The 21,823-nt window shown below is 37.2% G+C and carries 21 protein-coding genes; 15 read left to right on the top strand and 6 right to left on the bottom strand.

Annotated features, from left to right (window positions below):
• Nucleotides 1–119 precede the first annotated feature (119 nt).
• Nucleotides 120–2,093 (top strand): DNA primase, encoded by a 1,974-nt coding sequence (gene dnaG / locus HME9304_RS11195; protein WP_112378681.1) that lies wholly within the window; start codon nt 120–122, stop codon nt 2,091–2,093.
• 57 nt (nt 2,094–2,150) lie between these two features.
• Here the strand turns inward: dnaG and HME9304_RS11200 are convergent, their stop codons facing one another.
• Nucleotides 2,151–2,780, bottom strand: coding sequence for a response regulator (locus tag HME9304_RS11200; RefSeq protein ID WP_112378682.1), 630 nt, complete (start codon nt 2,778–2,780; stop codon nt 2,151–2,153).
• 130 nt (nt 2,781–2,910) lie between these two features.
• Complete coding sequence (nadE, locus tag HME9304_RS11205) at nt 2,911–3,726, bottom strand: NAD(+) synthase (RefSeq protein ID WP_112378683.1); 816 nt, start codon at nt 3,724–3,726, stop codon at nt 2,911–2,913.
• A 66-nt stretch (nt 3,727–3,792) separates the two neighbouring features.
• On the opposite strand from nadE, the gene gldB reads away from it, so the two are divergent.
• Entirely contained in the window at nt 3,793–4,782 is a 990-nt protein-coding gene (gene gldB / locus HME9304_RS11210) for a gliding motility lipoprotein GldB (RefSeq protein ID WP_164674837.1), read from the top strand.
• Nucleotides 4,783–5,115, top strand: a complete 333-nt coding sequence (gene gldC / locus HME9304_RS11215; RefSeq protein ID WP_112378685.1) for a gliding motility protein GldC — start codon at nt 4,783–4,785, stop codon at nt 5,113–5,115.
• Between the two features lie 3 nt (nt 5,116–5,118).
• Here the strand turns inward: gldC and HME9304_RS11220 are convergent, their stop codons facing one another.
• Together HME9304_RS11220 and HME9304_RS11225 are read right to left on the bottom strand one after the other, a co-directional pair.
• Nucleotides 5,119–5,619, bottom strand: coding sequence for a hypothetical protein (locus HME9304_RS11220; RefSeq protein WP_123877465.1), 501 nt, complete (start codon nt 5,617–5,619; stop codon nt 5,119–5,121).
• Nucleotides 5,620–5,756: 137 nt separating this feature from the next.
• Nucleotides 5,757–7,250, bottom strand: a complete 1,494-nt coding sequence (locus HME9304_RS11225; RefSeq protein WP_112378687.1) for a serine hydrolase domain-containing protein — start codon at nt 7,248–7,250, stop codon at nt 5,757–5,759.
• 59 nt (nt 7,251–7,309) lie between these two features.
• Between HME9304_RS11225 and HME9304_RS11230 the strand changes: the two genes are divergently transcribed.
• Nucleotides 7,310–7,687, top strand: a complete 378-nt coding sequence (locus HME9304_RS11230) for a GTPase (RefSeq protein ID WP_112378688.1) — start codon at nt 7,310–7,312, stop codon at nt 7,685–7,687.
• A 40-nt stretch (nt 7,688–7,727) separates the two neighbouring features.
• Here the strand turns inward: HME9304_RS11230 and yihA are convergent, their stop codons facing one another.
• Together yihA and HME9304_RS11240 are read right to left on the bottom strand one after the other, a co-directional pair.
• A complete protein-coding gene (gene yihA / locus HME9304_RS11235) occupies nt 7,728–8,342 on the bottom strand; it encodes a ribosome biogenesis GTP-binding protein YihA/YsxC (protein ID WP_112378689.1) in 615 nt (204 codons plus the stop codon).
• Between the two features lie 237 nt (nt 8,343–8,579).
• Nucleotides 8,580–9,344, bottom strand: a complete 765-nt coding sequence (locus HME9304_RS11240) for an alpha/beta fold hydrolase (protein ID WP_112378690.1) — start codon at nt 9,342–9,344, stop codon at nt 8,580–8,582.
• Between the two features lie 263 nt (nt 9,345–9,607).
• Between HME9304_RS11240 and HME9304_RS11245 the strand changes: the two genes are divergently transcribed.
• The 11 genes from HME9304_RS11245 to HME9304_RS11295 all read left to right on the top strand — a co-directional run bounded on the left by HME9304_RS11245 (nt 9,608) and on the right by HME9304_RS11295 (nt 21,820).
• The gene (locus tag HME9304_RS11245) at nt 9,608–10,063 is read left to right on the top strand and encodes a division/cell wall cluster transcriptional repressor MraZ (RefSeq protein WP_112378691.1); all 456 of its coding nucleotides are present in this window, start codon (nt 9,608–9,610) and stop codon (nt 10,061–10,063) included.
• Nucleotides 10,056–10,958 carry a 16S rRNA (cytosine(1402)-N(4))-methyltransferase RsmH gene (gene rsmH, locus HME9304_RS11250; RefSeq protein WP_112378692.1) on the top strand — a complete coding sequence of 301 codons (903 nt, stop codon included), beginning with the start codon at nt 10,056–10,058 and terminating at the stop codon, nt 10,956–10,958. Before HME9304_RS11245 ends, rsmH begins: the two co-directional genes overlap by 8 nt.
• 58 nt (nt 10,959–11,016) lie before the next feature.
• A complete protein-coding gene (locus tag HME9304_RS11255; RefSeq protein WP_112378693.1) occupies nt 11,017–11,334 on the top strand; it encodes an FtsL-like putative cell division protein in 318 nt (105 codons plus the stop codon).
• Nucleotides 11,334–13,343, top strand: coding sequence for a penicillin-binding protein (locus HME9304_RS11260; protein WP_112378694.1), 2,010 nt, complete (start codon nt 11,334–11,336; stop codon nt 13,341–13,343). The genes HME9304_RS11255 and HME9304_RS11260 overlap by 1 nt, the downstream gene beginning before the upstream one ends.
• On the top strand, nt 13,340–14,803 hold the full coding sequence (locus tag HME9304_RS11265; RefSeq protein ID WP_112378695.1) for a UDP-N-acetylmuramoyl-L-alanyl-D-glutamate--2,6-diaminopimelate ligase: 1,464 nt from the start codon (nt 13,340–13,342) through the stop codon (nt 14,801–14,803). Before HME9304_RS11260 ends, HME9304_RS11265 begins: the two co-directional genes overlap by 4 nt.
• A 119-nt stretch (nt 14,804–14,922) precedes the next feature.
• Nucleotides 14,923–16,143 carry a phospho-N-acetylmuramoyl-pentapeptide-transferase gene (mraY, locus tag HME9304_RS11270; protein WP_112378696.1) on the top strand — a complete coding sequence of 407 codons (1,221 nt, stop codon included), beginning with the start codon at nt 14,923–14,925 and terminating at the stop codon, nt 16,141–16,143.
• Complete coding sequence (murD, locus tag HME9304_RS11275) at nt 16,144–17,478, top strand: UDP-N-acetylmuramoyl-L-alanine--D-glutamate ligase (protein WP_112378697.1); 1,335 nt, start codon at nt 16,144–16,146, stop codon at nt 17,476–17,478.
• A 3-nt stretch (nt 17,479–17,481) separates the two neighbouring features.
• The gene (locus HME9304_RS11280; RefSeq protein ID WP_112378698.1) at nt 17,482–18,687 is read left to right on the top strand and encodes an FtsW/RodA/SpoVE family cell cycle protein; all 1,206 of its coding nucleotides are present in this window, start codon (nt 17,482–17,484) and stop codon (nt 18,685–18,687) included.
• Nucleotides 18,674–19,762 carry an undecaprenyldiphospho-muramoylpentapeptide beta-N-acetylglucosaminyltransferase gene (murG, locus tag HME9304_RS11285; protein ID WP_112378699.1) on the top strand — a complete coding sequence of 363 codons (1,089 nt, stop codon included), beginning with the start codon at nt 18,674–18,676 and terminating at the stop codon, nt 19,760–19,762. Before HME9304_RS11280 ends, murG begins: the two co-directional genes overlap by 14 nt.
• Complete coding sequence (gene murC, locus HME9304_RS11290; RefSeq protein WP_112378700.1) at nt 19,759–21,111, top strand: UDP-N-acetylmuramate--L-alanine ligase; 1,353 nt, start codon at nt 19,759–19,761, stop codon at nt 21,109–21,111. Before murG ends, murC begins: the two co-directional genes overlap by 4 nt.
• On the top strand, nt 21,101–21,820 hold the full coding sequence (locus HME9304_RS11295) for a cell division protein FtsQ/DivIB (RefSeq protein WP_112378701.1): 720 nt from the start codon (nt 21,101–21,103) through the stop codon (nt 21,818–21,820). Before murC ends, HME9304_RS11295 begins: the two co-directional genes overlap by 11 nt.
• Nucleotides 21,821–21,823 lie beyond the last annotated feature (3 nt).

Raw genomic sequence — 21,823 nt, forward strand, 5'->3', positions numbered from 1 at the left:
AGTTAATCATTGTCTTATAAAAAATTCATTCAAGAATTATAAAACACTTTTAATATTAGCAAACTCTTTTTCATGATTTTTTTGTTTTTTAGCTACCTTTAGAGGCTATTAAAACTATATTGATTTCAAAAACTACCATAGACCAAGTGTACGAAACATCCCGTGTTGAGGAGGTGATCGGTGATTTTGTGCAATTGAAAAAGTCAGGGTCCAATTTTAAAGGGCTTAGCCCTTTTTCAGATGAGCGTACGCCCAGTTTTATGGTCTCTCCGGTAAAACAGATTTGGAAGGATTTTAGCAGCGGCAAAGGCGGGAACGTAGTAGCTTTTCTAATGGAACATGAACATTTTACTTATCCCGAGGCAATCCGTTATCTCGCTAAAAAGTATAACATTGAAATTGAGGAAACCGAGCGAACGGACGAGCAAAAAGAACAAGCAAACGAAAGGGAAAGTATGTACTTGGTCTCCGAGTATGCCCAAAAGTATTTTGAAGAGGTTCTTTGGGAAACGGAGCCTGGAAAAGCAATTGGACTCAGCTATTTTAAGGAACGCGGATTTACTAACGAGAACATAAGAAAGTTTGGTCTGGGCTATGGATTGGACGAATGGGATGCCTTTACCAAAACAGCGTTGGATAAGGGATATCAGTTGGAATTTTTAGAAAAAACAGGATTGACCATTGTCAAACAGCAAACTAGCGGTGAGGCCAGAAAATTTGACAGGTTCAAGGGACGTGTCTTGTTCCCCATCCATTCCATGAGTGGTAGGGTACTCGGTTTTGGGGGGCGAATCCTTGTCAATGACAAAAAAGCCGCTAAATATTTAAATTCTCCCGAAAGCGATATTTACCACAAGAGCAAAGTTCTCTATGGGATTTACTTTGCCAAACAGGCCATTGCCAAAGAGGATAATTGTTTTTTGGTCGAGGGGTATACAGATGTTATCCAAATGTACCAACGCGGAGTAGAAAATGTTGTGGCTTCTAGTGGTACCGCATTGACTCCCGAGCAGATTAGACTGATCAATAGGCTTACCAAAAACATTACTGTACTTTTTGATGGGGATGCCGCAGGTTTGAGTGCTTCGCTTCGTGGAATCGATTTGATCTTGGAACAGGGAATGAACGTTAAGGTCTGTACTTTTCCGGAAGGTGAGGACCCTGATAGTTTCGCCAAAAACAACACCTACGAGGATTTAGTACTTTATTTAGAAGAAAATGCCAAGGATTTTATTCAGTTTAAAACTTCATTATTGGCTAGGGAAGCGGCAAATGACCCTATTAAACGCGCTGATACGGTAAGGGACATCGTAAATAGTATAAGTAAGATACCTGATCAGATAAAAAAAGAAATCTATATTCAGGAATGTGCCAAAATTATGCAGATTTCTGAAACGGTACTTTTTAATACACTCGCTCAGATAGATAAAAAAGGCATTGCAGATGCAAATAAGAAAAATAAGCAAGAGCAAAAAGCTTTTGAAGTAGTAAAAAACGACCAAGTTGTTGAAAGGGTAGATGTTCAATATGAGCTGGAACGAAAAATTATCGAAATGCTATTGCTCTATGGAAGTCAAAAACAAAAGTTCGAGGATTTGGTTCTTAAAGAGAATAATGAGGGAGATTTGGTATTAGAGCCAGAAATTGTAGAAGCAAGGGTGTATGAGAAAGTTTACTTAGATCTTCAGGAAGATGAAATTGAACTTACCAACGAGCAATTTAGAATCATATATTATAAATTGATAGAGAATCTGAATGAAAGCGAGGAATTCACTGTTAATACGTTCTTGGGTGAACTAGAACAGGAAATGGTAGGAGAGGTATCATCCATTCTTATGGAAGAAGAAAAATACAGGCTTGATGATTGGGCTAGAAAAGATATCTATCCAAAAGAAAAAGGACATGGAATTGCACAGCTAGTAGGCGAGACCATCCTTACCCTACGTTGCTATTTAATTAAAAATAGAATCCAAAAATTACAGGAACGGACAAAAGATAGTATTGATGATAATTCTGAGGTTCTGGAGGAGATTTTGAATTACCTGCAATTGAACAAATTATTGAATGCCAAGTTGAACAGAGTATTGTCTTAAAACAAAAATTCCGGACAATTCAATTGTCCGGAATCTTCAACAGTTTGTATTGGTTATTTAATACAATTCCAAAGCTTTGGCTTGTTGCAGTAAGTCCACCAAATTATCAACATTTAATTTTTTCATCAAGCGTGCCTTATAGGTACTTACAGTCTTTTCATTTAAGTTAAGGCCTTCGGCAACTTCTTTATTTCTTTTTCCACTGGCCAAAAGTTTTAAGACTTCGACCTCTCTAGAAGATAATTTTCTAAAGAATCTTCTTGGTTTTTGTGTTCCCTCATCAAAAGCAAGTCTTTGTGCCAGTTCATTGGTAATGAACATGTTGCCTTCACTAACTTTTTTAACAGCCGAAACTATATAATCCAAATCAGCGGTTTTTGATAAATATCCAAATGCTCCCGCACGTATAGTGCTGAGTGCATAAACATCCTCAGATTGTCCGCTATACATTAAAGATTTAACATTTGGAAAGTCAAGCTTTAATTTTCTCAAAGCCGCAATACCATTTATTTCAGGAATGTCCATCTCCAAAATAACTACATCTGGAGTAACCTTTTCCAATGTTGCGAACAGTTCTGATGTAGTGGGAACATCTGCCACTACTTCAATATCTGAACTGGTTTCCAAAACATTTTTAATACCAAGTCTGACTATGGGGTGGTTATCAGCTATTACTACTTTTATCATTTGGTTAAAGTTTTATTCTTTGTTTAGTAAATAATCACTTACGTTGCACAATCTGGCAAGTTAATGATTTGGAGGTGTAAAACTCTAATTTTTTTCTTAAAACCTTAGAATTTATAAGATTTTTTTCGTTTTAGACTGGGTTTTTAGCGTTGAAAGGTTGTTTAAGGTTCTTTGGGATTTCACAAACAGGTATAGGAATCATCTTATGTTGATTAATAGTATTGAGGTTTTTATATATTGTGAAAACTTCTTTTTCCCTGTCAGAAAAATCAATGGCGGTTTTACCTTCTCCATCCATTTTCATTGCCCATTCCAGTTCGGGATAGGTTGCACCTATCTGGTCTTCATCAGTCCTACTATCGCCCCAAAGCCCATCGGTTGGAGCTGCATCCATAATGTCCTGCCCTATGCCCAAAACACGTCCAAGTTCATATACCTCGGTTTTTAGAAGATCGGCGATTGGGCTCAAATCAACCCCTCCATCACCGTATTTAGTATAAAATCCAACTCCAAAATCCTCAACTTTATTTCCGGTACCAGCGACCAAATACCCTTTTAGAGCCGCAAAATAGTATAGCGTTGTCATGCGTAATCGTGCACGGGTGTTGGCCAAGGACATAAATCGTTCCTCTTCTGAGTCTACCTTTGGTAGCGCCTCTATTAAACTGTCAAAAACAGGAGTTAGGTTTACGGGTTGTCTCTGCACATTGGATTTTGTTTTCATAAGCCATTCTATATGCCTATCCGCTCGGGTAACTTGATTTTTACCTTGGTGAATGGGCATTTCCAAACATAGTAGCTCAAGTTCTGTTTTAGCGCACAGTGTTGAGGTAACTGCTGAATCTATTCCTCCGGACACACCGATTACAAATCCTTTGCAATTTGCGTTGATGGCATAGTCTTTTAACCACCCAACAATGTGCTCTATTACCTTTTCAGTTTGCATATGTGTTTTTTAAAAATCAATAATTTACCTTTGTTCCCTGTAAATTTAAACGCTTCAATGTTAAAAATGAAGAGGTTGTTAAAATACTTTGAACCACGTTTGCTCGCAGGGTATATTTTTCCTGTTTTTTTGATATTTTTTGGTTGTAGGGAAGAAGATAAAATCAAAGAAAGGATTTCAAATATTCCTATTGACCTTAAAGTTTACAGATTTGACAGGGAATTTGCCGAAGCGAATCCTGAAGATATACCAGAGCTAAAATCAAGATATCCATATCTTTTTCCAAGCCAGTTCCCAGATAGTGTGTGGACCGCTAAACTTATTGATACTGTTCAATTGGAGCTTTCTGCCGAAGTGCACAAGGTTTTTGATGATTTTAGCGAAGAGTCTACCGCTTTGGAATCTCTCTTTCAACATATTGTTTTTTATTTTCCAAGAATTAAAGTGCCGAGTATAATTACTGTAACGTCTGACGTTCGTTATAACGATAGAGTAATTCTTACGGATTCACTATTGATTTTGGGCCTTGATAATTATTTGGGAAAAGACCATCATTTTTATAGAGGTATCCAAAATTATATTGCTGCTGGACTAGATAAACAATATATGGTTTCGGATGTTGCTAGCGCTTTTGTAAAAAAAATACTCCAATATCCCAAGAACAGGACATTTTTATCACGTATGGTCTATTATGGAAAGGAATTATATGTAAAAGATAAACTACTTCCCAAAATTTCAGATGCAAAAAAAATAGGCTTTACCGATGAAGACATTGCATGGTCCCAAGCCAATGAAGAACAGATTTGGCGCTATTTTGTGGAAAGAGAACTTCTTTATAGTACTGATGCTATATTGGATAGAAGGTTTCTGGACCCAGCACCCTTCTCCAAATTTCAACTCGAATTGGATAGCGAATCACCGGGGAGATTGGGAAGATATATAGGATGGCAGATTGTAAGGGCCTTTATGGAAAAGAATGAGGTGACTTTGCAGCAACTTTTAAGCTTGCCGGCAGATGAAATTTTTAAGAAATCATATTACAAACCTAGAAGATAGATGGCAGTAGAACATACTTCGGAAATAAAATTGACCGTAGGGTTGGATGAGAATAGAGTTCCCGAAAAATTGAACTGGTCCGCACAGGACGGCGGTATAGAGAATGAAGAGGCGAAAGCGATGATGCTCTCTGTTTGGGACAGTAAAAATAGAGAATCTCTAAAAATAGACCTGTGGACCAAAGATATGCCCGTGGATGAAATGAAGATTTTTTTTCATCAGACTCTGGTAACAATGTCCGATACTTTCATGAAAGCAACACAGGATGAAAAAATGACCGCTACCATGAAAGACTTCTGTGAGTATTTTGCAGAGAAATTGGAATTGAAATAATTTCTATCCATCAATAGGTTGATTCATCTTATTGAATTGATTTTTTTCTTCCATACTTAAGCTTAGAGACCTTAGTATCTTGTCTTTGGTTGGTCTAAGAGAGAAAAAATAAAATATCAAAATGGATGCTATCAGTATAAATGCAAGATTGTTGGTAATATAGAAGGCAATCACCGCAAAAAGTGCCGGTGCTTCAACCGAAGCATATTTTAAAATGGAAGCGCTTTGAAAACGCATCAATTTCTGCTTTAAGCCTTTTGTCTTTGAAATATCGGCGGTAATTTTTTTAAATATAAAATCCCCCAAAAATATGGCTATAACAGTAAAAACCGGAACTATAAAAATTAGAAAATCTTTTGTGCCCAAATATCCGAACGTTGTATTTGAGACTTGAACATAAGCAAACGCACCAAATAGTATAGGGCCTGCCATTAGTGCCATATGCAAGATGGAAAGTGTTCTTAAAAAACCGTTTGGAGTAAATTGCTGAGTTTTGTTATTCATATCATTTGCTATTTCTATAGCCAAGCACAATATACGAACAAAGAAAAATTACTGATTACAAAATTTGACGCTCACAAATAAGTATAGCTTCAGCCCCAGACCAGGAGACTTAGTTAAGGCTGCCATGATTTCAATGCTCATTTATGTGCCTCCAACCAGTTTTTTGCTTCTTCAGTATACCAAAATGAAGAAAAATTCTTGGCATCGATAATAGTTTTAAAATGGTATCTGGCTTTTGAAATGTTTCCTTTTCTATCATAAAATGTCCCCATATACATATTTGCATAAGGGTTATCCTTATCTTTTTTTAAAAGTTTGTCCGCAATCGCTACTACGTTGTCATCAAACAAAGTAAAATCACCTATTTCTCTATAAGATGAGACGTCTTTAAGAAGAATTAGAGTGTGCAAAAGATTCAAATCCCCATAATCGAGATAGTTGGGAAATTTTTTAAAAACCAGTTTCAACAATTCTTTACTTTTGGCCATATATATAGCATCAAAACGGGAAAGAAAAGACGTAGAAAGTGCTTCTGCCAATAATTTCTTTCTGGAAAAAAATGAATCTTTAAGGTCATTGTCGGTAGGAGTTTTTGCAATTTCCAAAAGAGGCATATCCATTGATTTGTAACAATAATTTTTCAAAAAGCTCAGCGCGAACAGTGAAGTACCGATGTCACCGTTGATCAAACGCGCAGGATTGCTCATTAAGTTGCTGTTGGCGAGTAATATTAAGGTGAGATTTTCTTCAGGAATCTTTAAGAATAAACTGGAATAGCAATCAAATTGTCCATAACCCCATAGTATTTTTCTTCCATCGAAATCCTGACTGAAGATGCCATGTGCATACGGTAAATCTTTTTCTGGAGGAGAAAACATGATTTTCTTGGACGCTTCGGAAATTAAAAGATCGTTGCCCAAAGCCTTGCTAAAAATCAAAAGATCTTGAAGGTTGGAAATTATCCCTGCAGAGGTTGAAAAACCAAAATCAATATAACCAGGTTGAGTTGAGCCATTAAAAATATAGGGTGAGGCAATTTTCAGGTCGTTTTGTACAATTTGAAGCGAATCCTTTAAAAGTGATGTATTCTTAAGTTCCAATGGTTTGAAAATTAGGTCATTCATAACATCTTCTAATGCCTGGCCCGATGCTTTTTCAATAACAGTGGTTAGTATTCCAAATCTATTGCTATAATAAAAGTTCTTTCCAATATCGCCTTGTGACGTATGGGACAACACATGTTTTATTTTAATAGAATCGTTGAAAACTTTTTTGGATAAATAAGCGTTCATTGGGTCATTAAGCGATAATTTACCCTGTTCCACAAGTTTGAAAATTAAAGCTCCTGAAAACATCTTTGTCAATGATGCTATGGGAAACAGTGTTGTGGAATCCAACTTGACTTTGTTCTCAATATTCGCATATCCAAAATAATCTTCGTATTGAATTTCTCCGTTTTTCTCTACCAATACTGCCAGTCCAGGAATATGAAAATAGTTTTTGAGTTCTTGCAGTTCTTTTGAAAATTGTAGGGTTTCATTATTCTGGCCACGACTATAAATTCCTGTAAAAATCCAGATGAGAAAAAGAAACAATTTTGGATTGGATTTTATGTGTATTGGGTTAAACATAGAATTTAATTATCAAAACCACTTACTTAACGATAAAACAAAAGTATTTTTGTGACAGTATGAAGAAGAAAAAATCACCAAAACTTGTTTTTGTGTACAATGCGGATTCAGGAAAACGCAATGCAATTTTGGATAGTATGCACAAAGTGTTCAGCCCAACAACATATGATTGCAAATTATGTGATATTACCTATGGTGTTGTTTCCGAAAATAGGACATGGAAAAGGTTTAGGCAGGATAGCGAATACGACATGGTTTTTTTACATAAAAATGAATTTGCCAAGATGTACGCATCCAAGTTTGGGTACAAATTTAGCTTTCCCATTGTGCTCGTAGAGGGCAAAAACGGACTCGAGGTATTTATTGCTACTAAAGAATTGAACCAACTAAAAACTTCTCACGCTTTAATAAGACTGATAAAGCAGCGAAATATATAATTTGGACTGAAAAACCAGATTGAGACTGGCTTATCGTATGCTAGGAATTTTGTTTAAAAAAGTCTTGGTTTATATTTTGGATATAGCCCAATACATCTTCTCTACCGGTTCGGTCCGTTGAAGAAGTTATAAAATGTGGCGGGGTTTCTTCCCATGCACCGTCCAAAAGCTTTTGTAGATAAGTATCGGCCTTTTTTTCAATAACCGCAGGCTTTAATTTATCGGCCTTTGTAAAAATTATTGTAAAGGGAACTTGGTGGATGCCCAGCCACTCCATAAATTCTAGATCTACTGGTTGCGGGTCATGTCTAATATCCACTAACACGAACGCGCAAACCAATTGTTTCCGTTTCTCAAAATATTCGGTAATGTATTTTTGAAAAGTCTTTTTGTCCTTTTTGGAAACCCTTGCATAACCATAACCTGGCAAATCCACCAAAAACCAATTTCCGTTTACTTTAAAGTGATTAATGAGTTGGGTTTTTCCTGGTCTTCCAGAAGTTTTTGCCAGACTTTTGCGCTCCATGAGCATATTTATCAATGAAGATTTTCCAACGTTGGAACGTCCTATAAAAGCATATTCGGGCAAAGGCTCATTTGGGCATTTTGCAACATTGGAATTGCTCATAACAAATTCTGCGGAAGATATTTTCATGGTTGCAAGAGGTTAGAAACTAGATATAAGAGATTTGATTTTTCATATCTTATTAAGTGGCTATAGGGTTCTGTTTGATTTTTTTATGTAAAATTGGGGCTATTGACTTTAAATGATTGGATCAGCATTAAAAACTAAACTTATCGTGGGATAAAGTAAGAGGCTTTATTTTAATCGTAAAAGCTTAAAATTTTGAGTTAAATATCAAATCTAAAATCCAGCTTCTCAAAGCTAACTTCAAAACCTCCTTTTATCCAACCAAGCTTCAAGTATTTTATTGAATTCCCGTGGGTGCTCCATCATGGGGGCGTGACCACATTTTTCTATCCAATACAAATCAGAATCAGGAAGCAATTCATGAAACTCTTTTGCAACATTGGGCGGCGTAACAGTATCATTTTCTCCCCAAATAATACAAGTGGGAGTATTCATGCTAGGTAAGTCCTTGGACATATTATGGCGGATGGCACTTTTTGCGATCGCAAGTGTTTTCACCAATTTCATTCGGTCGTTTACTGTGGCAAATACTTCATCCACAATCTCTTTTGTAGCTACTTTAGGGTCATAAAAAACATCTTCAGCCTTTTTCTTTATGAACTCATAATCCCCTCTCTTAGGATACCCGTCCCCCATAGCACTTTCATAGAGCCCGGAACTGCCTGTTATTACCAAAGCTTTTACCATTTGCGGGAACATTTTGGTATGTAGCAATCCAATATGGCCGCCCAGCGAATTACCCAATAAAATAACATCTTTTAAATCTTTGAACTCGATAAACCCTTCTAAGAATTTGGCAAAATTCTTTACCGTGGTTTTGAGCATCGGCATATGATATATAGGAAGTTCGGGAATCAATACCTTATAACCTTTAGAGGGAAAATATTCAGAAACACCTTGAAAGTTGCTCAATCCTCCCATAAGACCATGCAAAATAATCATAGGAGTACCATCACCCATTTCAATATATCGGTATTTGCCTTCTTCAATTATTTGCTCTTCCATCTAAAAATTTAGTTGGTCTGGGTGAGCAAATATAGGCATTTCAAACCATACATATTTTTCACTCTTATTGTCAAAAAATCAAGTTTTGTCTCAAAAAGTAGTATTGGATTAATGTATGAATTCAGATGCAGCATCCTTTTTAGGTAAAAACTTACTTTTCGAACTAAAAGTGGGGAATTTATTAACAAATGTGTTTTTAAGTGGGGAAATGTGGAAATAAAATCTATATATTTGAGTTATAGTTACTAACCAATTGATTTCTAGTGACACATATTATAGGACAACATGATTGTAAAGCTGATACCAAAGGAAGGGTAATATTGCCAATTTCTTTGAAAAATCAACTGTTGCCCGTAATCAACGAAAGCTTTGTTATTAAAAGATCAGTTTTTCAGCAATGTTTGGAGCTCTATCCGAAAAATGAGTTTGATGTATTGATGCAAAAAGTGCTTAAAAAAAGCAAGATCAATAGAAAGTATGATGCCTTTGTGAGAAATTTTGTTGCTGGCATGAAAGAGGTAACCATAGATGGTGATACAGGTAGATTGCAGATACCGAAAAATTTGGTGGAGTACGCAGAAATAGGAAAAGAAGTAGTGCTAAATGCTGTTTTTGATAAAATAGAAATCTGGAACAAAGATAAATATGAGATAGTCTTGGCTGATAGTGAAAAAGACTATGCCGATTTGGCGGAAGAGATTTTTGCTGACGATGACTAGCCCATACCATAATCCAGTACTGCTCAAGGAGTCGGTAGACGGATTGAACATAAGGCAAAATGGAATTTATGTGGATGTGACCTTTGGTGGTGGAGGACATTCCAAAGAGATTTTGAAGAGATTGGGGCAACATGGTAAGCTTTTCGCTTTTGATCAAGATGAAGATGCACTTGCCAATACGATCAATGATGGAAGATTTCAGTTGATCAATCAGAATTTTCAATTTATCAAGCAGTTTTTAAAGTTCTATGGCATTCGGAAAGTTGATGGAATCTTGGCAGATTTTGGAGTTTCTTCCCACCAGTTTGATGAAGCAGAACGGGGTTTCTCCATTCGTTTCAATGCAGATTTGGATATGCGGATGAATAAGAATAGCGAGCTGTCCGCTTTTGAAGTGGTAAACAAATACTCCCAAGAAAATTTAGCATCGGTTTTATTTCAATATGGAGAATTGCGAAATGCGAACGCCATGGCAAAAACTATTGTTGAGTCGAGATTGGAAACTCCTATAAAAACTACCGATCAGCTAAAAATGGTTTTAAAGCATTTCTTGCCAAAGATGAGAGAGAATAAGATTTTGGCTCAGATATACCAAGCTATAAGAATAGAGGTGAATCAAGAAATAGAAGTATTAAAAACATTTTTATTGCAAGTGCCTGAAATGTTGGACAAAGGAGGAAGAGTGAGTCTGATCAGTTACCACTCTTTGGAGGATAGACTTGTAAAACGATTTATAAGAGATGGTCGGTTTGAAGGTGGGGCGGAAAAGGATTTCTATGGAAATATTAACGTACCCCTTAAAAAAGTAGGTGGTTTAGTAATTCCTTCAGCTGACGAAATAGCTAACAACAATAGAGCAAGAAGTGCAAAGCTTCGTATTGCGGAACGATTATAAAACAGTTGAATCTATTATAAAAAAAATTTCGCTTTTGCTGAATAATAAAAACTGGGACATGAAAAAAGGATTGTTGGATATTTTAAAAGGAAAATTTTTGGTAAGCGGAGATGCTCCCAAAAATTGGATGTTCCTGTTCTTTGCATCTTTTTTGGCCGCAGTCATGATTTCCAGTAGTCATAGGGCGGACAAAAAAGTCCATGAGATAGCGGCCCTTAGTGAAGAGGTTAGAAAGCTCAAAAGTGAATTTTTTGAACATAGATCTACTGTACAACAGTTAAAACTCGAATCAACATTGCGCGAAGTTGTTTCAGTTGAGGGGCTTGAACCTTCTAAGAACCCGCCGCAGAAAATAAAAGTAAAATCAGAAGAATAGTGGCGATAACAGAGAAAAATATCATGAACAGACTTTACCTCGTAGCGGGGTGTCTTGTCGTTTTCTCTATTCTGGTTATTGTAAAGTTGGTGGATATTCAGATGATAAAGGGTGAAGATTATAAGGAACTCGCCCTTAACAAAACTGAAAAAATGTTTACCATTGAACCTAACAGAGGTAACCTTTATTCAGATGATGGGAGTTTGTTGGCAGCTTCGGTCCCAAAATATGAGATACGTTTTGATGCAAAAACCGTGTCCGAAGAAAACTTTCAAAATAATGTGGCAGCACTTTCCGATTCTCTGGGAAAACTTTTTGATAGGCCTTCTTCTTATTACCGGAAACTTTTCAGAAAAGCCAGAGCAAACAACAATCGCTATAAGTTGATTGCCAGAAACGTGAATTATCTGGACTATGTACGCATAAAACAATTTCCACTTTTTAAACTCGGTCCTTACAAAGGTGGATTTATTGAAACCCATAGAGTGGTCAGGGAATATCCTTTGGGAAAAATGGCAGCCAGAAGCATAGGCTATGAAAAAGTTGACGAGAACGGATATTATACAAGAGTGGGTTTGGACGGGGCTTTTGGAGAACGCTATTTAAGAGGTAAAGAAGGAAAGCGATTAAAGCAAAAAATTGCAAAAGGACAATGGAAACCTGTTGGGTTGGATAATATTGTAGAGCCACAAGATGGGTTGGATGTAGTTTCCACCATAGATATCAATATTCAAGATATAGCACATCATGAGCTTTTGGCACAATTGGAAAAATATCAAGCAGATCATGGTTGCGTTGTGGTTATGGAAACCGCAACGGGGGAAATAAAGGCAATTTCAAATTTAGGAATAACATCCGAAGGCAAATACTATGAAAAGCTAAATTATGCCGTAGGCGAATCCCACGAACCAGGCTCTACCTTTAAATTAATGTCGATGATTGCCGCCCTTGAAGACAAAGTCATTGATACTAGTACTGTAATTGATACGGGAAAAGGAAGGTACAAAATTTATGATAGGGTCGTAAAAGACACAAAATGGGGTGGCTATGGTAAAATATCCCTCTCCAAAGCTTTTGCGGTTTCTTCAAATACTGCTTTTGCTAAAATGATTCATGAGAATTATAAAGAAAAACCAGGGAAATTTGTAAACCGCCTCATGAACATGGGGCTTCACAAAAAATTGGACCTGCCAATAATTGGTGAAGGAGACCCTGTAATCCGATATCCGGGCGATAAAGGGTGGTCCGGAATCTCATTGGGATGGATGTCCCACGGCTACGAAGTATCCCTGACCCCCATTCAGACTTTAGCCTTTTACAATGCAATAGCAAACGATGGGGAATTCGTGAAACCTAGATTGATAAAAGAGGTAAGGGAAGGAAGCAAAGTCATCAAAAAATTTGATAAGGAGGTTGCCAATTCATCTATCTGCTCCAAGGAAACAGTGAGAAAGGCACAACAACTATTAAAGGATGTAGTTGAAAAGGAATATGGGACCGGTCATAGGCTGTATTCCAAAAACTTTTCCATGGCAGGAAAAACAGGTACTACACAAAAAAACTACGTAGCCAAAGACCCAGATAAATTAGCATATATCTCTTCTTTTGCTGGATACTTTCCAGCAGATGACCCAAAATATTCTTGTATCGTAATTATTCACGAGCCGGATAAGAGTGTGGGCTACTACGGTGCCGATGTATCAGGACCTGTATTTAAGTCCATGGCACAAAAAATCTATACAACCTCTCCGATCATAGATGAAGTAGAAGGCAAAAGTTTTGATGACAAAAACTTGAAGGAGAATTATGCGAAATATTATGCGGAAGCGCAAAAAGAACATACAAAAGTCCCAAATGTGAAGGGTATGAGTGGAATGGACGCCGTTTCATTGCTAGAAAATATGGGATTAAAAGTAGAGTTTAAGGGCAATGGAAAAGTGAGGAAACAGTCCATTGATCAAGGAACGGATATTAATCAAGTTGAAAAAATAGTATTAGAGCTTTCATGATTTTACTGAAGGACATATTGTATGGCGTTAGCCTTTCTGCCGTAAGTGGCAATACCAATGTAATGGTCAATAATGTTCATTTTGACTCTAGAAAGGTTGGGATGGATGATGTTTTTGTAGCAATTAGAGGGTTGTCCACAGATGGACACAAATACATAAAAAAAGCAGTAGAGCTCGGTGCCAAAGCTGTCGTATGTGAGGAACTTCCCAAACTGTTGGTGAACGGCGTCACATATCTGAAAGTTACCAACTCCAATAGTGCATTGGCGGTCATTGCCGCCAATTATTATAGCAACCCTTCAAAAAACTTGAAGCTGGTTGGCATTACGGGTACCAATGGCAAAACAACGGTCAGTACCTTGCTTTACAATTTATTTAAAAAAGCAGGCTTCAAGGTAGGTTTAATTTCCACTATCAAGGTTTTGGTAAACGATAAAGAATATCCGACAAGCCATACCACTCCCGATACAATGACCATAAACCGACACCTTTTCAATATGAACGAAGAAGGTGTGGAGTATTGTTTTATGGAGGTTAGTTCCCATGGAATACATCAAAAAAGGTCAGAAGGGTTACATTTTGAGGGTGCTATTTTTACGAACCTTTCACACGATCACCTAGATTATCACAAAACTTTCGCAGAATATCGGGATACCAAGAAAAAGCTTTTTGATGACCTTCCAAAAACTGCTTTTGCCCTGAGCAATATAGATGATAAGAATGGATTGGTCATGTTACAAAATACAAAAGCAAAAAAATATACTTACGCACTAAAATCATATGCAGATTATAGAGCGCAAATACTGGAAAAACAATTTAATGGTCAATTGCTCAAAATAGATGAGAACGAACTGTGGTCTAAATTGATAGGTGATTTTAACGCCTACAATTTACTGGCTATTTATGCAACCGCGGATATTTTGGGATTGGAAAAAATAGAAACGCTCCAACTTATTAGCGAACTGGAGAATGTAGATGGCAGATTTCAATATTTTATATCAAAGGAAAAGATAACGGCAATAGTTGATTATGCCCATACGCCGGATGCACTAAAAAATGTATTAAAGACCATTAATACATTGAGGACTGGAAATGAAAACGTCATCACCGTAGTGGGGTGTGGTGGTGACCGAGATAAGTCAAAGCGTCCGGTTATGGGTCATATCGCTTCAGAAATGAGCAATCAGGCCATATTTACTTCGGACAATCCTAGGACGGAGTCTCCATCAGCCATTATTGAAGAAATGGAGGCTGGAGTAGAGCCCCAAAACACGAAGAAAATATTATCTGTAGAAAATAGAAAGCAAGCCATAAAAGCTGCATGCAAGTTAGCGGTATCAAATGATATCATTTTGGTTGCAGGAAAAGGTCACGAAACCTATCAAGAAACAAATGGTGTCAGAGTGGATTTTGATGATTATAAAGAAGTAAAAGAGGCTTTGGCCAGCTTAAATAAATAATAACAGGGAATGGGATTAGAAGTTAAAATCACTGAACAGGATTGTATAGGGCCCAAAGGCCTAGACCTGTTTCCAGATTCTAAAATCCCAATTCTAAAATCTCATAGCTAAAAAGAAGAATGTTATACTACTTGTTCGAGTTTTTAGAAAAACAGTACCAATTGCCAGGAGCATCATTGTTCCAGTTCCAGACATTTAGGTCTGGTATGGCTGTACTGTTCTCTTTATTGATAGCCATGGTATATGGAAAGCGGATTATCCTATTTCTACAGAAAAAGCAAATTGGGGAAAGCATTCGTGATTTAGGATTGGAGGGTCAACAGCAGAAAGCCGGAACGCCAACAATGGGAGGGCTTATAATTATCATGTCAACACTTTTACCGGTATTGCTCTTTGCCGATATCAAAAATATCTATATCATTCTCCTTATCATTACAACCATTTGGATGGGAATCATTGGGTTTGTGGATGATTACATTAAAATATTTAAAAAGAACAAGCAAGGCTTAAAGGGAAAATTTAAAATACTGGGGCAAGTTGTATTGGGATTAATAGTAGGGGCTGTTCTCTATTTCCATCCTGATGTGACTATAAAAGATAAAGATACCACCAGAATAAATGAAAATTTTAAAGTGGAGACGGTCTTTGGGCAAGAAACCAAAGCATTGCGTACCAATGTACCATTTTTTAAAAACAACGAGCTTGATTACACCGAATGGATTTCTTGGGCAGGAGATGGGCTTGAAGACTACGCATGGTTAATTTTTATCCCAGTGGTTATTTTAATCGTAACTGCTGTTTCGAATGGTGCTAATCTAACAGACGGAATAGATGGCCTAGCAGCAGGATCTTCAGCGATCATTGTTTTGACCTTGGGAATTTTTGCCCTCGTTTCGGGAAATATTCAATTTTCAGATTACCTCGATATTTTTTATATCCCGAGAGTAGGGGAACTTTTGGTATTTATCGCTGCATTCGTTGGTGCACTGGTTGGGTTCTTGTGGTACAATGCATATCCCGCTCAGGTTTTTATGGGTGATACCGGTAGCCTCACTATTGGAGGGGTAATCGCTGTAATCGCAATAATCGTAAGAAAAGAATTGTTGATACCGCTTTTATGCGGAATCTTTTTTGCCGAATCACTTTCAGTGATGTTGCAAGTGGGATATTTTAAACATACAAAAAAGAAATATGGAGAAGGAAAACGCATATTCCTAATGGCACCGTTGCATCATCATTATCAGAAGAGAATGTACCACGAAAGTAAGATAGTAACTCGATTTTGGATTATTGGGATTATGCTGGCGATTATAAGCATTGTCACCTTAAAAGTGAGATAGATGGATCGCTTGGTAATTCTTGGAGGAGGAGAAAGTGGCGTAGGAACGGCCATTTTGGGACAGAAGAAGGGATTTGAAGTTTTTGTTTCTGATAAAGGAGAAATAAAACCAGCATATATAAAAGTTCTTGAACATTTTGAGATTGAATGGGAGTCCGCCCAGCATACGGAGGCTAAGATTTTTAACGCAGATGTTGTCATGAAAAGCCCAGGGATACCTGATAAGATTCCTTTGGTTGAAAAATTGATGGCAAAAGGGATTCCGGTCATTTCTGAGATTGAATTTGCATCAAAATATACAGATGCAACAATTGTAGGCATTACTGGAAGCAACGGGAAGACGACGACAACGACATTGGCCTACCACATCATGAAGGAAGGTGGGTTGAACGTTGCCGTAGCAGGTAATATTGGTGATAGCTATGCTAAAATGGTAGCTGAGCGGGAATATGATGTGTATACACTGGAAATCAGCAGTTTTCAATTAGATGGCATTGTGGACTTTAAACCACATGTAGCCATGATTACCAACATTACGCCAGATCATTTAGATCGTTACGATTATAAGTTTGAAAACTATATCGCATCAAAGTTTCGTATAGCGATGAACCAAGATGAGAACGACTATTTAATTTATGATGCTGATGATAAAGTGATTCAAAACTGGCTGAAAGAACATCCGGTTCAATCCAAATTGGTTCCTTTTTCACTAAAGGAAAAACAAAAAGAAGGAGCATGGCTCGAAAATGAAACGATTAAAATGAACATAGAAAATAAAACCTTGGAAATGAATAGAGATATATTGGCACTTGAAGGCCAACACAACGTAAAAAATACCATGGCGGCAAGTCTTGCAGCCTTATTGGTCAATGTTAGAAAGGAAACTATTCGCCAGAGTATTCAAACCTTCCAAGGAGTTCCGCATAGATTGGAAAAGGTGTTGAAAATTAATCATGTGGAATACATAAATGACTCCAAAGCAACCAATGTAAATGCAACCTATTACGCACTGGATGGCATAAAAAAACCTATTGTTTGGATAGTCGGTGGAGTTGATAAGGGCAATGATTACAAAGAATTAATGCCGATGGTGAGAGAGAAAGTAAAGGCCATAGTATGTCTGGGAATGGATAACTCCAAAATAAAGGAGGCCTTTGGAAATGTAATCGATTTAATTGTGGAAACCTATTCGATGGAAGAAGCTGTGAAAGTCGCGTATAAGATTTCTGAAAGAGGCGATTCAGTGTTATTGTCCCCGGCTTGTGCAAGCTTTGATCTTTTTGAAAACTATGAAGATCGAGGAAATCAATTTAAAAGAGCAATCAAAAACTTGTAAGCAATGTTGGCACTATTTAAAAATTTGAAAGGTGATAAAGCCATATGGGGCGTAGTGGCCCTTTTGGCACTTTTCTCTTTTTTGCCGGTATATAGTGCCAGTACCAATCTGGTTTATGTGAACGATGATGGCACTACGTTTGGACATTTGGTCAAACATGCTGTATTGTTGTTTTTAGGTTTCGGAATCATTTATGCCGTACATCGTATACCTACGCATTATTTTAAGGGGCTTTCCATAATCGCATTACCGATTGTTTTAATTCTTTTAGCCTATACCTTAACAGTTGAAACTAGAATTGGAGGAGTAACGGCAAACCGGTGGATTAAGATTCCTTTTGTAGGGGTGAACTTCCAAACCTCGACCTTGGCATCTGTGGTATTGATGCTTTGGATTGCACGGTACCTCACAAAAATCAAGGACGTATCCATAACATTCAAGGAAAGCATATTGCCTTTGTGGTTACCGACAGCTTTGGTCGTTTTGTTAATTCTACCGGAGAATTTTTCCACTGCTGCAATCATTTGCTTCTTAGTGATGGTGCTTTGTTTTCTTGGAGGATATCCGTTAAAATATTTGTTTGCCATGGTAGGAACAGGGATAGTAATCTCTGGAATGTTTTTGTTCGTGCTTTTCAAGGCCCCAGAAATATTACCGCAAAGAGCAGGGACCTGGAAATCAAGAATAGAAACGTTTTGGAGTCCGGAAAAAGCTGGGAAAGATGATTTGCATCAACTAACGCTAGCAAAAATCGCCATTGCAGAAGGTGGAATCGTAGGTAAGGGTGCAGGTAAAAGTGTAATAAAGAACATGTTGTCACAAAGTACTTCAGATTTCATTTTTGCCATTATTATAGAAGAATATGGTCTTTTGGGCGGCGGAGCACTATTGTTCTTCTATCTATTGTTGCTTTTCCGGATTGTGGTAGTTGCCAATTCCGCAAAAACCGTTTTTTCGAAACTGTTGGTTATTGGCGTGGGTCTGCCCATTGTATTTCAAGCCTTTATCAATATGGCAGTTGTGGTACAATTATTTCCGGTAACGGGCCAGCCATTGCCTTTGATCAGTATGGGTGGAACATCAATTTGGATGACTTGTATGGCAATCGGGATAATATTGAGCGCAAGCAACAAAAAAGAAAATTTAGAGGAGGAATCCTATAATATAGATGAAAGTAATCCTTTAGAAGTATTGAGTGGACAACTATAGATTCATACTTTCTGGAGGAGGCACTGGAGGGCATATATATCCAGCTATTGCTATAGCCAATGAGCTGAAAAAACGGTTTCCGAACGCAGATTTTTTGTTTGTTGGAGCAAAGGATAGGATGGAAATGGAAAAAGTGCCACAGGCTGGGTATAAAATAGAAGGACTTTGGATAAGTGGATTACAACGTAGGCTGACATTGGGCAATTTGATGTTCCCATCAAAAGTGATAAGTAGTTTGTTAAGAGCGAGAAAAATATTGAAACAATTTAACCCTGATGTTGCTATTGGCACGGGTGGGTTTGCCAGTGGACCATTGTTGAAAGTGGCTTCAAATTCAAACGTTCCGTACGTGTTGCAGGAACAAAATTCTTTTGCGGGCATTACAAATAAGTTGTTGGCCAAAAAAGCAAACCGTATTTGCGTAGCCTATGATGGTATGGAACGCTTTTTTCCAAAGGATAAAATAGTCAAAACGGGTAATCCCGTTCGCTCTGATTTGGTAGACTTAAATGTAGGTAAGAAGGAAGCAAATGATTTCTTTGGCTTGCAAGAAGATAAAAAAACAGTGCTCGTAATAGGTGGAAGTTTAGGGGCAAGAAGGGTGAACCAATTGATTGAAAAAGAGTTGGACTTTTTTAAAGATCAAGATGTTCAAATTATCTGGCAATGTGGCAAGCTTTATTTTGAAGCGTATAAAATACACGATTCTGGTTCAGTGAAGGTATTGGCATTTTTAAATCGCATGGATTACGCCTACACTGCTGCGGATTTGATTATCTCCAGAGCTGGGGCAGGATCCGTATCGGAACTCTGTATTGTGGGAAAACCGGTTCTCTTTATCCCTTCACCAAACGTTGCTGAAGATCATCAAACAAAAAATGCTGAAGCTTTGGTTTCTGAGAAAGCGGCATTAATGATTAAGGAAGTTATGTTGGATGCAGAATTCGAAAAGACTTTTATTGATTTAATGATTTTCGAGGAACTTCAGAATGAATTGAGTGTAAATATCAAGAAGTTGGCTATGCCAAAGGCAACAGAACATATAGTAGATGAAATTGAAAAGCTGTTAAAATGAATTTGAAGGATATACATAACGTCTATTTTATAGGTATAGGAGGTATAGGTATGTCCGCATTGGCACGCTATTTTAAATTCATCAACAAGAATGTTTCCGGTTACGATAGAACAAGCTCACCAATAACGGACGAACTTATCAAGAATAAAATATTGGTTCATTTTGAAGACTCAATGGATTCAATTCCAGAAAATTTCAAACGAAAAGAAAATACTTTGGTGGTTTATACACCTGCGGTACCTTCTACACATTCTGAACTGAATTTTTTCCTGAACGAAGGATTTGAAATCAAAAAACGGTCTGAAGTATTAGGAATCATAACTAAAGATTCCTTTTGTTTTGCGGTGGCAGGAACTCATGGCAAAACTACAACCTCTTGCATTTTGGCACATTTGCTCAAAGAATGTGACGTTCCTTTTACCGCTTTTTTAGGAGGGATTTCTGAAGATTTCAATAGCAATTTTGTACTTAAAGGTACAAAATATTCAGTGGTAGAGGCAGATGAGTTTGACCGCTCATTTCTTCAGCTTTCACCGAATGTTGCATGCATAACTTCTTTGGATGCCGATCATTTGGATATATATGGTAATGGTGAGGAATTGGAAAAATCATTCAAGGATTTCACAAAAAGGCTAAAACCGGAAGGAGTTCTATTTATCAAAAATGGATTGGCTTTGGAGGGTGTCACATACGGAATTGAAGATGATTCAGATTTTCGTGCCGAAGACATTTCAGTTGAAAATGGCACTTACATTTTTAATCTGGTTACTCCAAAAGGAGTTCTTAAAGAGGTTTGCTTCAACAAGCCTGGAAGACATAACCTACTCAATGGATTGGTAGCTTTTGCAATGGCCGCAGAGGCAAATTTTCCAATGCAGGAGTTGGCCAATGCTTTGGGAACATTTATGGGAGTACAACGAAGGTTTTCATACCAAATTAAAGAAAAAGACTTTGTTTTCATCGATGATTATGCACACCATCCAACAGAAATCAACGCTGTATATCAAGCTATAAAAGAAATGCATCCTAAAAAGTCGATAACAGCGGTCTTTCAACCTCATCTGTTTTCCAGAACGAGAGATTTTGCCGAGGATTTTGCGGATAGTCTTTCACAATTTGATATGATTTTATTGCTTGAGATATATCCTGCAAGGGAAGAACCAATTGAGGGAATTACTTCTGATTGGTTACTGGATAAAATAGATAACAAAAGAAAAAAGTTGATTTCCAAATCAGAATTGATAGCCGAAATCAAAAAATGTAAAGCAGAAGTATTGGTAACGATGGGAGCAGGTGATATTGGTCTGGAAGTTCCCAAAATAAAAAGAGAATTGGCTTATGCGAGTTAACTGGAATTACATAAAACTATCTTTTCTGGCCATAGCCATAGTAGGGCTTTATGGTTTTGCAGATTTTAGAAGTAAAAATAAAAAAGTGGTCGATGTTTCGATTAAGTTTTTGGGAGACAATAACTTATATCTAACAGAAACGTCAGTTAATAAATTGTTAATACAAAATTATGGTACAGTAAAAAACAGGACTAAAGAAGAATTAGTTTTGAATACCATAGAGGAAGTCGTTCTGTCCAACGATATGGTTAAAAACGCCCAGGTCTATCTTACTGTAAATGGAGAGCTTATCACAAAGATCGTTCAGCGTAAACCAATTGGAAGAGTAGAAGGAGTCTCTAAATTTTATTTGGATGACTTGGGTGAACGTATGCCTTTATCCAAAAATCACTCGGCACGAGTTCCGATAATAACGGGTAAAATCACGGGCAAGAGCCTTGAGGATGCCTACACGATTTTAAATTATATCAACGAAGATGATTTTCTTAGGAAAAACGTCATCGGAATACATATTGAAGAAGAGGGAAAGTATCAACTAAAGTTCCGTTTGGAAAACTTTGTAGTGAATCTGGGCGGCGTTGATAACCTGAACGAGAAATTTAAAAATTTTATGGCCTTTTATGCGAAAGCCGTTAAAGATAATTCTTTGGAGGATTACGCAGTAGTGAGTTTGGAATTTGACAATCAAGTGGTTTGCACCAAAATATAACAT

The sequence above is a fragment of the Flagellimonas maritima genome, from assembly GCF_003269425.1.
Classification (GTDB): Bacteria; Bacteroidota; Bacteroidia; order Flavobacteriales; family Flavobacteriaceae; genus Flagellimonas; species Flagellimonas maritima.

Excerpts from the sequence above, each read along its gene's own strand:
- HME9304_RS11240 (WP_112378690.1), bottom strand. The coding sequence starts at position 9,344 with ATGGAAGAGCAAATAATTGAAGAAGGCAAATACCGATATATTGAAATG.
- murD (WP_112378697.1), top strand. The coding sequence starts at position 16,144 with ATGGATCGCTTGGTAATTCTTGGAGGAGGAGAAAGTGGCGTAGGAACG.
- murC (WP_112378700.1), top strand. The coding sequence starts at position 19,759 with ATGAATTTGAAGGATATACATAACGTCTATTTTATAGGTATAGGAGGT.
- yihA (WP_112378689.1), bottom strand. The coding sequence starts at position 8,342 with ATGAAAATATCTTCCGCAGAATTTGTTATGAGCAATTCCAATGTTGCA.
- HME9304_RS11265 (WP_112378695.1), top strand. The coding sequence starts at position 13,340 with ATGATTTTACTGAAGGACATATTGTATGGCGTTAGCCTTTCTGCCGTA.
- HME9304_RS11295 (WP_112378701.1), top strand. The coding sequence starts at position 21,101 with ATGCGAGTTAACTGGAATTACATAAAACTATCTTTTCTGGCCATAGCC.
- HME9304_RS11255 (WP_112378693.1), top strand. The coding sequence starts at position 11,017 with ATGAAAAAAGGATTGTTGGATATTTTAAAAGGAAAATTTTTGGTAAGC.
- HME9304_RS11230 (WP_112378688.1), top strand. The coding sequence starts at position 7,310 with ATGAAGAAGAAAAAATCACCAAAACTTGTTTTTGTGTACAATGCGGAT.
- nadE (WP_112378683.1), bottom strand. The coding sequence starts at position 3,726 with ATGCAAACTGAAAAGGTAATAGAGCACATTGTTGGGTGGTTAAAAGAC.
- HME9304_RS11225 (WP_112378687.1), bottom strand. The coding sequence starts at position 7,250 with ATGTTTAACCCAATACACATAAAATCCAATCCAAAATTGTTTCTTTTT.
- HME9304_RS11220 (WP_123877465.1), bottom strand. The coding sequence starts at position 5,619 with ATGAATAACAAAACTCAGCAATTTACTCCAAACGGTTTTTTAAGAACA.
- gldB (WP_164674837.1), top strand. The coding sequence starts at position 3,793 with ATGAAGAGGTTGTTAAAATACTTTGAACCACGTTTGCTCGCAGGGTAT.
- HME9304_RS11280 (WP_112378698.1), top strand. The coding sequence starts at position 17,482 with ATGTTGGCACTATTTAAAAATTTGAAAGGTGATAAAGCCATATGGGGC.
- rsmH (WP_112378692.1), top strand. The coding sequence starts at position 10,056 with ATGACTAGCCCATACCATAATCCAGTACTGCTCAAGGAGTCGGTAGAC.
- gldC (WP_112378685.1), top strand. The coding sequence starts at position 4,783 with ATGGCAGTAGAACATACTTCGGAAATAAAATTGACCGTAGGGTTGGAT.
- mraY (WP_112378696.1), top strand. The coding sequence starts at position 14,923 with ATGTTATACTACTTGTTCGAGTTTTTAGAAAAACAGTACCAATTGCCA.
- HME9304_RS11200 (WP_112378682.1), bottom strand. The coding sequence starts at position 2,780 with ATGATAAAAGTAGTAATAGCTGATAACCACCCCATAGTCAGACTTGGT.